12 protein-coding genes are annotated in these 12,243 nt (G+C 71.1%); 6 read left to right on the top strand and 6 right to left on the bottom strand.

The window, feature by feature from the left end; translation table 11 throughout:
* Nucleotides 1-7: 7 nt before the first annotated feature.
* A complete protein-coding gene (locus Aco04nite_RS49620) occupies nucleotides 8-139 on the bottom strand; it encodes a hypothetical protein (RefSeq protein ID WP_280519350.1) in 132 nt (43 codons plus the stop codon).
* 150 nt (nucleotides 140-289) lie between these two features.
* Between Aco04nite_RS49620 and Aco04nite_RS17290 the strand changes: the two genes are divergently transcribed.
* Nucleotides 290-1,258, top strand: a complete 969-nt coding sequence (locus Aco04nite_RS17290) for a GlxA family transcriptional regulator (protein WP_212998262.1) — start codon at nucleotides 290-292, stop codon at nucleotides 1,256-1,258.
* On the opposite strand, the gene Aco04nite_RS17285 is transcribed toward Aco04nite_RS17290, so the two are convergent.
* Together Aco04nite_RS17285 and Aco04nite_RS17280 are read right to left on the bottom strand one after the other, a co-directional pair.
* Nucleotides 1,210-1,683, bottom strand: a complete 474-nt coding sequence (locus tag Aco04nite_RS17285; RefSeq protein WP_212998261.1) for a hypothetical protein — start codon at nucleotides 1,681-1,683, stop codon at nucleotides 1,210-1,212. The genes Aco04nite_RS17290 and Aco04nite_RS17285 overlap by 49 nt on opposite strands.
* A complete protein-coding gene (locus Aco04nite_RS17280) occupies nucleotides 1,680-2,528 on the bottom strand; it encodes a metallophosphoesterase family protein (RefSeq protein ID WP_438874920.1) in 849 nt (282 codons plus the stop codon). The genes Aco04nite_RS17285 and Aco04nite_RS17280 overlap by 4 nt, the downstream gene beginning before the upstream one ends.
* A 322-nt stretch (nucleotides 2,529-2,850) precedes the next feature.
* Between Aco04nite_RS17280 and Aco04nite_RS17275 the strand changes: the two genes are divergently transcribed.
* From Aco04nite_RS17275 to Aco04nite_RS17265, 3 genes are read left to right on the top strand one after another with little or no spacing between them, the layout of a single operon-like run.
* Nucleotides 2,851-3,462 carry an RNA polymerase sigma factor gene (locus Aco04nite_RS17275; RefSeq protein WP_212998259.1) on the top strand — a complete coding sequence of 204 codons (612 nt, stop codon included), beginning with the start codon at nucleotides 2,851-2,853 and terminating at the stop codon, nucleotides 3,460-3,462.
* Nucleotides 3,462-5,516: a bifunctional diguanylate cyclase/phosphodiesterase gene (locus Aco04nite_RS17270; RefSeq protein WP_212998258.1), complete on the top strand. Its 2,055-nt coding sequence runs from the start codon at nucleotides 3,462-3,464 to the stop codon at nucleotides 5,514-5,516. Before Aco04nite_RS17275 ends, Aco04nite_RS17270 begins: the two co-directional genes overlap by 1 nt.
* Nucleotides 5,517-5,560: 44 nt before the next feature.
* The gene (locus tag Aco04nite_RS17265; RefSeq protein ID WP_212998257.1) at nucleotides 5,561-6,343 is read left to right on the top strand and encodes an SAM-dependent methyltransferase; all 783 of its coding nucleotides are present in this window, start codon (nucleotides 5,561-5,563) and stop codon (nucleotides 6,341-6,343) included.
* Here Aco04nite_RS17265 and Aco04nite_RS17260 read toward each other — a convergent pair.
* Complete coding sequence (locus tag Aco04nite_RS17260; protein WP_212998256.1) at nucleotides 6,340-7,392, bottom strand: LLM class flavin-dependent oxidoreductase; 1,053 nt, start codon at nucleotides 7,390-7,392, stop codon at nucleotides 6,340-6,342. The genes Aco04nite_RS17265 and Aco04nite_RS17260 overlap by 4 nt on opposite strands.
* 95 nt (nucleotides 7,393-7,487) lie before the next feature.
* Here Aco04nite_RS17260 and Aco04nite_RS17255 point away from each other — a divergent pair, with 95 nt between their 5' ends.
* Both Aco04nite_RS17255 and Aco04nite_RS17250 read left to right on the top strand, forming a co-directional pair.
* On the top strand, nucleotides 7,488-8,234 hold the full coding sequence (locus Aco04nite_RS17255; protein WP_212998255.1) for a hypothetical protein: 747 nt from the start codon (nucleotides 7,488-7,490) through the stop codon (nucleotides 8,232-8,234).
* A gap of 37 nt (nucleotides 8,235-8,271) precedes the next feature.
* On the top strand, nucleotides 8,272-9,279 hold the full coding sequence (locus Aco04nite_RS17250) for a sensor domain-containing diguanylate cyclase (protein ID WP_212998254.1): 1,008 nt from the start codon (nucleotides 8,272-8,274) through the stop codon (nucleotides 9,277-9,279).
* 1,065 nt (nucleotides 9,280-10,344) lie between these two features.
* Here Aco04nite_RS17250 and Aco04nite_RS17245 read toward each other — a convergent pair.
* Together Aco04nite_RS17245 and Aco04nite_RS17240 are read right to left on the bottom strand one after the other, a co-directional pair.
* On the bottom strand, nucleotides 10,345-11,115 hold the full coding sequence (locus Aco04nite_RS17245; RefSeq protein ID WP_212998253.1) for a tRNA(His) guanylyltransferase Thg1 family protein: 771 nt from the start codon (nucleotides 11,113-11,115) through the stop codon (nucleotides 10,345-10,347).
* Nucleotides 11,018-12,238 carry an acyltransferase family protein gene (locus Aco04nite_RS17240; RefSeq protein WP_212998252.1) on the bottom strand — a complete coding sequence of 407 codons (1,221 nt, stop codon included), beginning with the start codon at nucleotides 12,236-12,238 and terminating at the stop codon, nucleotides 11,018-11,020. Before Aco04nite_RS17240 ends, Aco04nite_RS17245 begins: the two co-directional genes overlap by 98 nt.
* Nucleotides 12,239-12,243: the final 5 nt, after the last annotated feature.

The following is a 12,243-nucleotide window of genomic DNA, read 5'->3' as shown; positions in this document are numbered from 1 at the left end:
TCCGGGCTCATCGGCGGATCGGGGTGCGCAGGCCCTCCGCGGTCGGTTTCCAGTCGGCGCTGTCGCGGGAGTCCGCGGTCAGCCCGGCCGCGGAGGCGGCGGCGATGAGCAGGAAGAAGAGCAGGACGACTAGTCCCATGACGGTCACAACCTTTGTCCGGCGGGATGGTGCTGTTGCCGGTGGCCACCGGGTTGTTCCTCTCCAGTCTGGACCGCGCGCGACGGCGGGGACAGTGGCAGATATGCCATACACCTTCAAAATCCTGCCAACCCTGGTTACGCTGGCGGCATGCTTGCGAAAGTCGCCGTGATCGCGCAGCCCGACGTCGCCGTGTTCGAGCTCGGGGTGCTCTGCGAGTTGTTCGGCTTCGACCGGACCGATGAGGGGCTCCCGGCGTACGAGTTCTCGGTCTGCAGCGTCGGCGGGCGTCCCGTGCGTACCCATGCCGGGTTCTCGATCTCCCCCGAGCACGACCTGACGCCGGTCGACGAGGCCGATCTGGTCGCGCTCGTGCCCAGCTGCGACGAGGAGAACCCGCCGCCGGAGATCGTCGAGGCGCTGCAGCGCGCCGCCGCCCGCGGTGCGTGGGTGATGAGCGTCTGCACCGGGGCGTTCACGCTGGGAGCGGCCGGGTTGCTGGACGGGCGCCGCTGCACCACGCATTGGCGCCACGCCGACCGGCTCGCCGCGCTGCATCCGGCTGCCGAGGTGGATCCCGACGTGCTCTACGTCGCCGACGGCAACATCCTGACCAGTGCGGGCACCGCCGCCGCCGTCGACGCGGGGCTGCACCTGATCCGCGAGGAGCAGGGCGCCGAGGTGGCCAGGCGGATCGCCAGGCGGATGGTCATGCCGCCGCACCGCGACGGCGGTCAGGCGCAGTACATCGAGACGCCGTTGCAGTCCGTGGAATGTGAGACGCTGCAGCCGCTGCTCACCGACGTGCTGGCGAGCCTGGACCGGCCGCACACGGTGGACACCATGGCCGCGTGGGTGCACATGGCACCGCGTACGTTCGCCCGCAAGTTCCGGGCCGAGACCGGCGCGACCCCGCACGACTGGCTGACAGGTCAGCGGGTGCTGCTCGCCCGGCGCCTGCTGGAGGAGTCCGACCTGGGTGTCGACCTCGTCGCGGTGCGGGCGGGCTTCGGTGGTGCGGCGACGCTGCGCCACCACTTCGGGCAGCGGCTCGGCACGACACCGCAGGCCTACCGGGCGACGTTCCGCGACAGGTATGCGACCAGCGTCGCCTCCTGAGCCCGACGCCGGCGCGCGACGTACAGCCGGCGTCCCGCATAGACCATCAGACCGACGGCGCCGACCAGACCGGTGACGACCAGGCTGGTCCTCGGCAGCGCGCCGACCAGCACCGGCAGGTCGCAGGAGCCGGCACCGACGGGGATCACGGGGATGACCGCGCCCACCTCGGGCAGATCCCCGGCGAAGTCGGTCCCCGGCACCCGGCACCGCACGTCGTTCACCGGGTCCGAGACCTTCAGCACGGCGTCGCCGTTGTCATGGGCGACCACGACCGCGTCGGTCATGGCCCCAGCCGTCGCCTCCAGGTGCGGGTCACCGCGCCCGGCGATGCCCGTCCCCAGCGCCAGGGCCGTGAGCAGGCCGGTCAGGGTGAGCACGAAGACCCTGCCCGACCGTGGATCCCAGGTCGGGACAGCCGTCACCCGAAGACCTTGTGCAGCAGGGTCGGCGGGCGGTCGCGCTTGCCCCACTCCCGCGGGTAACCCAGCGACACCTCCTGGAAGCGCACGCCGTCCTGCCAGGTGGTGCGGGGGATGTGCAGGTGACCGTAGACGGCGGTCGCGGCGCGGAACCGCTTGTGCCAGTCGTCGGTCAGCTCCGTGCCGCACCACTGGGCGAACTCCGGGTACCAGAGGACCTCGGTGGGATGGCGGTGCAGCGGCCAGTGGCTCACGAGGACGGTCGGCAGCTCCGGGTCGATCGCGGCCAGCCGCTTCTCGGTGACGGCGACGCGGTCCCGGCACCAGGACTCGCGATCCGGGTACGGGTCCGGGTGCAGCAGGCCCTCGTCGGTGCAGACGACGCCGGTGTTGTACGCGTACGCCAGCGACTCCGCCTTCGTGGTCGTCCCCGGCGCCCGCCACGTGTAGTCGTAGAGCAGGAACAACGGCGCCACGACCGCGGGCCCGCCGTCGCCACGCCACACCGGATAGTCGTCCTCGGGGGTGAGCACCCCCAGATGGCGGCACATGGCGACGAGGCGCTCGTAACGCTCGACGCCGCGCACCTGCACCGGGTCCCGCGCGTGGGTCCACAGCTCGTGGTTGCCGGGCGCCCAGATCACCTCGGCGAACCGTGACCGCAGGGTCCGCAGGGTCATCTCGACCTGGCCGAACACCTCGGCGACGTCCCCGGCGACGATCAGCCAGTCGTCGGGGGAGGTCGGTTGCAGCCGGTCGAGCAGCTTGCGGTTCTCCTCGTAAGCGACGTGCAGGTCGCTGACCGCGTAGAGCGTGCCCGCCACCACGCCTCCTCGCCTCGATGCCACCGTTGACGTCCTTCGATAGCCGATCTTGCCAGACCCCGGCCCGGGTGGCGCCCCGGCTCCTCCCAGCGGGGTACCCGGCCCGGTGCCCCGGGGTCGCCCGTCGTGGCGCCCAACACACCGCGTGTCCGATCCTGCAGGCGTACAGTCCATCTCGGACAGACAGTTCTCCCAGGCGGGGGCCGCCGCAGGTGGCGTCCTTGATCATTACCTAACGTAGGCACGTGTCGCACTGACCGAAAAGAATCTTGACCGCCGCTGTCACGCCGGAGGGCTCCCCGGGACCTAACTAGGTGGGAGTTCAACGGCGAACGGAGGCAATTCGGTGGTCGACGCGCACGACGCGCACAAGGTGGGCGAGGACAAGGCGCCCATAGTCGATCCACCGCCCGCCGCGGAGATCGAGGAGTTCTTCCGGAGGTACTGGGAAGGACTCGTGCGCAACCTCATGCGTGAGGGTGCCGACCGGTGGGAGGCCCAGGACGCGGTCTCCGAGGCCATCCGCGAGGCGCTGCGGCGCTGGCGGGACCTCACCCACCCGGTCGCCTGGGTGCGCACCGCGGCCCGTTCCCACTGGCTCAAGCAACGCCGCGCCAGCGCGCACGGCGACCTCGAGGTGCTCGTGCCCGACGTCGCCGAGCTGGACGAGGGGCGGGCCGACGATCCGGAGCTGCAGGCGTACGAGCTGGAGGAATGGTTCTCCGGGGTGCTGGCGCAACTGCCTCCGGCGCGCCGCGAGGCCCTCGAGCTCTCCGCCCAGGGCCTGACTCCGTCCGAGATCGCGGCCCAGGTCGGTAAGTCGCCGGAGGCGGTACGCACCGCGCTCAAGCTCGGCCGCAAGCAGGCCGTCGCACTCTGGAAGGCGATACCCGAGCAGCGCTCCCCGCGGACGGGCGCGAACCCGGAGTCAGCGAACCTGGAGTCAGGGGAGAACTGATGGCGCAGAGCGGCCCGCACGAGGACCCCGAGGTGCTCACCCACGCGATGATGATCGCCGCCATGAACCAGATCCTCGGCGAGTGCGGCTACCCGCCGGTCCCCGAGGACGTCCCGCGCCACGACAGCACCGCGGACCGGGTCATCGAGGACGCCCGCCGCCGCGCCGACGGGATAGTGGCCGCCGCGTTCTCCACCGCCGTGCAGTACACCGACGCCGCGCTGGACCAGGCGGCCCGGACGGTGCTCAGCTCCCGGCGCGCGTTGCCCGGCCCGGCGTCCACGCCGTACCCCGTGGACCTCGCCCCGATGCCGGTCGCGACCGGTGCCCGCGCCACGGTGGGGGAGACCTGGCTGGCGGCCGCCACCGCGGCCGGTGTCTACCTCCCGGTCGCGGAGCCGGTCGCGGCCCAGACCCTCGACGTGTACGCCCGGTGCCTGCACGACGCCGCCACCACCGTCCCGCCCGACTACGACACCGCCTACCGCGTCGGGGTGGAGGTCGTCGCGCTGGGCATCGGCCGGCACGAGGCGCTGCCCGCCACGATGAGCGTCGTCCTCGACCACCTCAGCGAGGGGGAGGTCCTGCGGGTCCCTGCGCGGCAGGTCGCCGGGGCGTTCGCCGCCGGGTTCGCCGCCGCCATGCAGGCCCGCACGCTCGCCCAGCAGGAGTCGCTGCACCGGGCCACCCAGCGCGCCGCCCACGACTTCCAGGTCGCCCTGCAGCACAGCGAGGCCCGCTACCGCAGGCTCGCGTACTTCGACCCCGTGACCGGGCTGGCGAGCAAGGCCCGGCTCGTGCAGCGGCTGCGCCAGGCCGCCAACGGCGACGACCCGCAGCGGCACGCCGGGCTCTGCCTCATCGAGATCGGCGCCTATCCGGCGATCTGCGAGCAGTTCGGCGCGGATGCCGGCGACCACGTGCTCGGCGAGGTCGCCCGGCGGCTCCGGCCGGCCGCCACCCACCCCGACTACCTGCTGGCCCGGCACGGCAGCCACACGTTCACCATGTTCGTGCAGGACAGCGGTGGCCTGGTCCACCTGGCCGACCTCGCCGAGCGGATCGCCGGTGCACTCGGTGAGCCCGCGTCGCTGCCCGGCACGGGCCTGACCGCTCCGCTGCAGGCACACGTCGGCGCCGTCGACGCGGCCACCGGCGACCTGGATCCCGCCCGCGTCCTGGTCGACGCCGAGATCGCCCTGCGCCAGGCCCGCTCCGGCACCACCGGCTGGGCCGTCTACGACGCCCGCCCGGCCGGCACCGGCCCGCACGCCACCGCCGGGGTCGCCGGCCTGGTCACCGGACCGCCCACCTACCAGCCGGTCGTGCGGCTCGGCACCGGTCGCGTTGCCGGCCTGCACACCAGGATGACCTGGCGGCACCCGCTCCTGGGCACCCTCGACCTCACCCGGATCGGGCAGCTCACCGGCGACCGCGACACCACCACCCGGCTCGCGGCCGGGCTGCTCCAGCAGGCCTGCCGACAGGCGATGCAGTGGGACGGCGGTGCGAAGGGCCCGTTCGTCGGCCTCGACGTGCCGGTGCACCAGATCGGCTACCCCGATGTGGTGGAGCTGGTGCACGACGCGCTGACCACCAGTGGCCTGGCACCCGGGCGGCTGCACCTGCACCTGTCCGGGCTCGACGCGGTCCCGGCGGGCGAGCACAGCCTGACCGTGCTGACGGCGCTCGCCGAGCTGGGTGTGCGGATCGTGCTGGACGACTTCGGCACCGGGTTCACCAGCCTGGCGTACCTCAGAGACCTCCCGGTGCACGGCCTGCGCACCCCTGCGGCACTGCTGCGGTCGGGCGCCTCCGGGGCCGGCTCGGACCGCGAGCTGCTCGCCGGGATGGCCCGCACCGCCCACGCGCTGGGCCTCACCCTGACCGTGCACGGCATCGACGACGAGCGGGGCGCGGCGACTGTGACGGGTACGGGCTGCGACGGCGCCCAGGGGCTGCACTACGGCGTGCCCGCGACACCGCACCAGGTGCCGGCACTGCTGCGGGCCCGCGCCGTGCCACGCCGGACGAACGGACTGGTGGCATCGTGACGGAACCCGTGCCGGACATCCACAGTGGAGTAGGATTTCTGGGCATGGCGAACGCCGACTCAGATTTCTCCAGCCGGCCCAGCAGCGCGCGCATCTACGACGCGCTGCTCGGCGGAAACCATAATTTCGCCGCCGATCGCGAGGCGGCCCAGGGACTCCTGACGATCTTCCCGCTCGCGGGCGACATGGCCCGCGCCAACCGCGCGTTCCTCAGCCGCGTCGTGCATTACCTCCTCGACCGCGGCGTGCACCAGTTCCTCGACATCGGCAGCGGCATCCCGACCGTCGGCAACGTCCACGAGATCGCCCAGCGCCGCATCCCGGATGCCCGCGTCGTCTACGTCGACATCGACCCGGTGGCGGTGGCGCACAGCACCGACATCCTGAAGGACAACCCGTGGGCCGCGGCGATCCAGGCGGACATGCGCTTCCCCGACGCGGTGCTCAACCACCCCACGGTCCGCCGGCTGATCGACCTCGACCAGCCCATCGGGCTGATGTTCGTCGCGATGCTGCACTTCGTGCCCGAGGACGACGCCTACCGGGCGGTGCAGAGCCTGCGGTCCGCGCTGCCCGCCGGGTCCTACCTCGTGATCTCGCACGGCGTCTCGGAGACCGTGGCCGACGCGAAGGAGGCCGAGGTCACCGCGCTCTACCGGCGCACCGACGTGTCCGCGGCGCACGGGCGGACCCGTGATCAGATCCTCAGCTTCTTCGGCGACGCCGAGATCGTGCCACCCGGCCTGGTCTGGGTGCACGAGTGGCCGGACGGCGGCGACGGTGACGCGCGGGGCATGGCCGTGGTCGCCGCCGTGGGCGAGATCTAGCTCGCGGCCTCGTCCTCGCCCTCGCTGAGGAGCTCGCGGACCCGGGGGATGACCTCGGTGCCGTAGAGGTGGATCGCCGTCATCATCGCCTCGTGCGGCAGGGTGCCCGCCGAATACTTGAGGTCGAAACGCTGGATGCCGAGCGCTCTGACCGTACGGGCGATCTTGGCGGCCACCGTCTCCGGGGAGCCGACGTGCCAGGCGCCCTCGGCGATGTCGTCCTCGAAGCGCTCCCGGGTCAGCGGCGGCCAGCCCCGCTCCGCGCCGATCCGGGTGATCGACTTCTGGGCGTGCGGCCACAGGGTCTCCGCCGCCTCCTCGTCGGTCGCCGCGATGAAGCCCGGCGCGTGCACGGCCACCGGCAGCTTCTCCCGGTCGAACTGGTCCAGCGCACGGTGGTAGAGATCCACGTACGGCGCGAAGCGGGCCGGGTCGCCGCCGATGATCGCCAGCGCCATCGGGAAGCCGTACTGCGCCGCGCGGACCACCGACTCGGGGCTGCCACCGACACCGACCCAGGTCGGGACGCGGCCCGCCTCGGTCTTCGGGTAGACCTCCTGGTTCTCCAGCGGCGGGCGCACGGAACCGCTCCACGTCACGGGCTTCTCGGTGAGCAACTCGGCCATCAGATCGGCCTTCTCCGAGAACAGCTGCTCGTAGTCGGCCAGGTCATAGCCGAACAGCGGGAACGACTCGGTGAACGAGCCCCGGCCCAGGGTGATCTCGGCGCGCCCGCCGGACACCGCGGCCAGGGTGGCGAACCGCTCGTAGACGCGCACCGGATCGTCCGAGCTGAGCACCGTCACGGCGGTCGTCAGCCGGATCGACCGGGTCCGGCTCGCGATCGCGGCGAGGACGATCTCCGGCGCTGACACCGCGTAGTCGTCACGGTGGTGCTCGCCGAGACCGAACACGTCCACGCCCACCTCGTCGGCGAGCACTGCCTGCTCGACCACGTTGCGGATCACCTGGGCGTACGGCAGCACGTTGCCGTCCGTATCCACGGTGACGTCACCGAAAGTGTCAAGACCGAATTCGAGGGCACTCATCCGGCGATCCTAGATCGCTCAGGTTTCCACCCGTACGGCCGATACGAGAGCCGATCACCACACGGGACGGGAGAAGCATGGGGAAGCCGGGCTTCATGCGGGACCCCGTGCTGCTCGCGTATGCCACGCTTGCCGTGCTCAGCGTGCCGTGGCTGCTCCTGGGGCTCGCCCCACGCCCCACGTCCTGGGCCGTGCAGACCGTGCTCGACGTCGCGCTGGTCTGGTCCGGTGGGCGCCTCGCCCGGCTCGCGACCGGGCAACGGCACGCCCGCCGGTTCTGGCGTGCTTTGCAGGTGGCGATGCTGTGCTGCACCGCCGGGGACGCGTACCAGACGATCCTGGTCGTGCGGGATCCCAGCCGTACCGATGTCTCCGTCCTGCAGACCGTCATGGTCGTTGTCGCCATGACGATCATGGCCGCGACGATGCTCCGCCACCCGCTCGGCGCCACCGGCCGCCAGCGGTTGCGGCTGTGGCTGGACGCGATCACCGTACTGGCCGGCGTGGCGATCTTCCTCTGGTACTTCTCCCTCGCACCCCAGCTCAGCGGCGCCCACGCCGCGGACCGCTACGTCGCCGCGGCCAGCGCCGCCGTCATGCTGGTCGTCGTCTTCGGCGTGCTCAAACTCGTCTTCAGCGACCCGCCCCCGTTCACCCTGAGCGCCGGGCTGGTGGCCTCGGTCGGCATCACGACCACCGCGCTGGGCACGTCGGTGAGCCTGGTGCTGACCGGTGGCCGGATCGCCTTTGTCGTCCAGGTACTGTCCTGCACCCCTCATCCCCGTCAGCCTCCGGCTCCAGGAGCTGCAGCTGCGTCGCCGCAACGGGCCGCTCACCGGTGAGCGGCGGGGCCGGTACAGCCGGACGCCGTACATCGCCGTGATCGCCACCGAAGTGCTGCTCGTCGTCGCCCTGCCCAAGACCGACCTGCGCATCTGGGGCGTCACGGTCGGCGTCGTGGCCATCACGGCCCTCGTGCTCGGCCGCCAGCTCGTCGCCTTCACCGACAACGACCGCCTCCTGACCAGCCTCGACCGCAGCCTCGCCGACCTGCACGAGCAGAAAGAATGGTTCCGCTCGCTGGTCCAGCACGCCTCCGACGTCACCCTGGTCGTCGGCCCGGGCGACATCATCTCGTACGCGAGCCCGGCGGCAGCCCGCATCTTCGGCGGCGACGAGCCCGTGGGCCTGCAACTGGCGACGTACGTGCACCCGGACGACCTCCTGTTGTTCCAGGAACTGACCGCGATCCTCGCCGCGACCCCCGGCACGGACGCCGCAGCCCAGGTCCGCCTCCTGCACGCCGACGCCACCTACCGCTGGCTGGACCTGGTCGGCGCCGACCTGACCGGCAACCCCAGCGTCCGCGGCGTGGTCTTCAACGCCCGAGACGTCACCGAGGCCCGCGAACTGCAGGACCAGCTCCGCCACGAGGCCACCCACGACAGCCTCACCGGCCTGGCCAACCGCGCCCTCCTCGCCGAGCATCTGGCCGCCGCGGGCACCACCCAGGTCAGCGTCCTCGTCGCCGACCTGGACGGCTTCAAACAGATCAACGACGCCCACGGCCACCACACAGGCGACGAACTCCTCATCGCCGTAGCCCACCGCCTCCGCACCGGCCTGGGCTCCACCGGCCTGGCCGTCCGCCTCGGCGGCGACGAGTTCGCCCTCCTCCTCCCCGGCGCCGGCCCCCAGGAAGCCAGCAACCTGGCCGCCGACATCTCCCTGGCCCTCCTGGCCCCCATCGAGATCGACGGCACCCCCGCCCTCCGCATCGGCGCCAGCATCGGCATCGCCACCGGCCCCGCCAACAACCCCGACCGCCTCCTCCGAGAAGCCGACGCCGCCATGTACCGCGTCAAACACGACCGCGCCGCAATCTGACCCCACCCCGCCGCCCACTCGCCGCGGTGCCCACTGCGCGCGGTGCCCACTCGCTGCGGTGACGGCTGGCCGCGGTGCCCACTGCCTGCGGTGCCCACTGCCTGCGGTGCCCACTGCCTGCGGTGCCCACTGCCCGCGGTGCCCACTGCCCGCGGTGCCCACTGCCCGCGGTGCCCACTGCCCGCGGTGGCGGCTGCGAGCTGTGACAGCTGCCTGCGGTGGTGGGTCTGTGTAGTGCCGGTTCTCGGGATGACCGCTTCCAGCGGGGGCCGTTTCCTGGCTGCGGGGTGCTGGTCGGGTGGGCTGCCAGCGGCCACGCTCACCATCGAGAGGCCAATGCTGCGAGGGCCGCTTCCGCAAGGGCCCGGCGTCGCGAGGGCCGGGCTGATGGTGTCGCGGCGAGAGGTTCGATATTGCGTTGAGGGCGGAGGTCACACAACTTTATGCGGCATCGGCCGTCAAGTGCGGGCAATTATTTCTGGCCGGAAGATAATGTGTTTCGGTCTGTGGCTTGATGTTGCGCTGAAGCCGCCTGCCTCGCAACTTTATGCGGGTTTTTCTGTCAAGTATGGCGCAGTCATTTCTCGGCGCAGCATAGGGCAGGCCGCATTGGAGGGCCGCTCCGTTTCTTGTGTTGATGGGAAGTGCTGATGTCCACGCGCGGTTGCTGCGAGCTTCGTCGTCGCCGGGGTCGGGATGGTGACGCGGGGTTGCGACTGGATATGGCTTCGCTGTGCGGATGCGGATCGACTGGGCGGACACCGCGATCAAGTGATGGTTCGATATTGCGCCGGAGATCGCGATGACGACACTTTATGCGGCTTCGACTGTCAAATGCGGGTCATTATTTTTTGGCATAAGACATATAGCTGGACCGTGTGGAGCGATATTGCGCCGGGTTCCGATACCTCGCAACTTTGTGCGGTGCAGCGCGTCAAGCACAGGCAATCATTTCCGGCGATGAAAGACACTCCCGGCCGACGTTGGGTGTCTCGACCGGGCGACCCGCGACCGGGCGACCCGCGACCGGGCGGCGGGGGCGGCGCGCGGGGGAAGGGCTGCGGGTCAGGGTTCGCTGAGGGTGGGGAGGCGGGGGATGGTCTGGGCGAGGAAGCCGGCGGGGGTGAGGTCGAAGTGCGGGGCGTCGTGGACCTGCCACCAGGTTCGCGTCGCGGTTGTTGACGTGGTCTCGCCGGTGCGTTTGTGGGTGAAGGTGACGGGCTGCTCGCCGGATTCGCGGATCGCTACCCGGCCGCGTTTGATGCCGGCGGGGTAGTCGTTCCAGTTGATTCCTTTTTCCTGCCAGAGGAGCTCCTGCATGCGGCCGGAGTTCATGCCGTGGAGGCGGTTGTGGGGGAAGTGGGCCTGGGCGGCCATGGAGATCGAGTTGCGGACGGCGTCGCGTTGGCGCCACAGGAAGTAGTTGGCGACCTCGCGGGGGTCGGCGATGGTGAAGACTCGGGCGTCGAAGGTGGCCGGGCGGGCGGGGTGGCGCGAGCACAGGGTGGCGGTGGCGAGTGCGGCGACGGTGGAGACGATTTTCTGGACCTGGCCGCCGAACCAGGGCTGGGTGCCGTGCCCGGCGAAGTCGGTGAGGAGCAGGCTGATCTCGTCCGATTGGGTGTACGCGAGGACTGTGCCCGCGACCTCCTCGCACAGCATGCGTGTGACGTGGTCCATGTCGGTCACGAAGCCCGCGTCGAACGGTTTGTCGCTGTCTCGCAGGTAGGTGCCGAAGTTACGGCCGTCGGCCCGGATCAGGGTGTACGCCCGGCGTGGCAGCACCGTCCGGCTGATGCGCTCGTGTTCTTTCATCCGCGCCCCGAGCGAATCCATGCGCCAAAATTAGCGGGCCGGGCAGCGGAGCGCTCAGCCATTTTCGCAGCAACCGGCTCGCGGGACGTTCCACGTAGCGGTGCAGCAGCCATGCCACGCCGAGCATCAGCGTCACCACCAGCGCGAGCGTCGGGTAGCGGCCCAGGTGGGTGTGCAGGGCGGCGATGAGGGTCCAGCCGATGTATTCGTGCAGCAGGTACAGCGGGTAGGTCAGTGCTCCGGCGGTGGTCAGCCAGCGCCAGCGGACCCGGTCGAGGCGGCCGGTCGCTACCAGGGACATCGCGGCGAAGATCGCGGTGAGCAGGGCGAAGGCGGGCCAGGGGGAGAGCGGGCGGCCCAGGACGTCGGCGGCGACGTGGTGGGTCTGGCCCAGGACGTGGTGCTGGGCCAGCAGGAACGCCACCGCGACGAGGCCCCACAGGCCGGCGTGTGACCCGAAGCGGTGGATCAGGAACAGGGCGATGCCGGCCACGAAGTACGGCGCGTAGTCCGGCATCACGATCAGGTCCAGGGCGGGGAGGCCGGCCTGGGTGGCCAGGGCGGCGGCGGCCAGCCATCCGGCACCGAACAGCGCTGCCCGGCGTACGGTCAGGCCTCGCCAGACCAGGATCGCGAAGAGTAGGTAGAAGCGGGCTTCGACCCACAGTGTCCAGTAGACGGCGTCGACCGAGCGCACCCCGAGCGGTTCCTGCAGCATGGTCAGGTTGACCATCAGGTCGCTGGGGCCGACCGGGTCGCGGACCAGTGGCCACAGCGTGAGCACGGCGAACGTCAGCAGCGCCGCCGCCCAGTAGGCCGGGAACAGGCGCACCACCCGGGAGCGCAGGAAGTGCCCGGGGTCGCGGTCCCAGGCGCTCATGCAGATCACGAAACCGCTGATCAGGAAGAACAATTCCACCCCGAGCCAGCCGTACGACGCCGGGGTGGCCAGCGCCGGGAAGGCTCGGTCGGCGGCGGCACCCCAGGGTTTGACGGCGCCGCGGTCGTACCCGATGTAGTGGTAGGCGACCACCATGAGCGCCGCGATCAGCCTGAGCCCGTCCAGGACCGCGATCCGCCCGGGAGCGGACCGCGGCCTGATATCTCCGGGTTTGCGTTGCTGGGGGGTGAGCAGAACAGCCATGCCCC

This window comes from Winogradskya consettensis (assembly GCF_018332715.1).
GTDB classification, from domain to species: Bacteria; Actinomycetota; Actinomycetes; order Mycobacteriales; family Micromonosporaceae; genus Actinoplanes; species Actinoplanes consettensis.
Note: the sequence above shows the minus strand (reverse complement) of the source record. Positions and strands in the feature narration are given on the sequence as shown.